The organism is Chroococcidiopsis cubana SAG 39.79, assembly GCF_003991895.1.
In the GTDB taxonomy this organism is placed as follows: Bacteria; Cyanobacteriota; Cyanobacteriia; order Cyanobacteriales; family Chroococcidiopsidaceae; genus Chroococcidiopsis; species Chroococcidiopsis thermalis.
Genome location: NZ_RSCK01000120.1, coordinates 3,312 through 3,690 on the forward strand (window position 1 = coordinate 3,312; position 379 = coordinate 3,690).

Here is a 379-nt window from a genome sequence, read left to right on the forward strand (position 1 = left end):
TGAAAGACTGATAATGTTTTTGACTTTGACTAACTTGTGTCGCATGAAATATCTGAAATAACATTTAAAAATGGATTACGTCGCCACTATTTCTGGCTGAGATAGCCATTGATAGAAATCCTGTTGCTCTTGTCGATCTTCTGCTAAAGCACTCAACGTTCCTTTTCCAGCCGGAAGTTGAATGTAATGAGCGACAAATTCTCTCTCGCTCAACAGAACTTCCAGCCCTTGCTTCCATTGTTGGAACACTGCTTGGAGTAATTGATTTGGCTCGATAGCAATTGGGCGATCGCTTCTACCTCCAGCCAGCCACGAGCAGAAACGCTGTTCCTCTTGTATGGAATCAGTCAGGGCTGCTAAATATCCTTTGCCTTCGGCA

1 protein-coding gene is annotated in these 379 nt (G+C 43.5%); it reads right to left on the minus strand.

What is annotated here, in order from left to right; genetic code table 11:
* Positions 1–75: 75 nt before the first annotated feature.
* Positions 76–379, minus strand: a 304-nt coding sequence (locus DSM107010_RS40535) for a hypothetical protein (RefSeq protein WP_199755931.1), incomplete at its 5' end; no start/stop codon positions are given.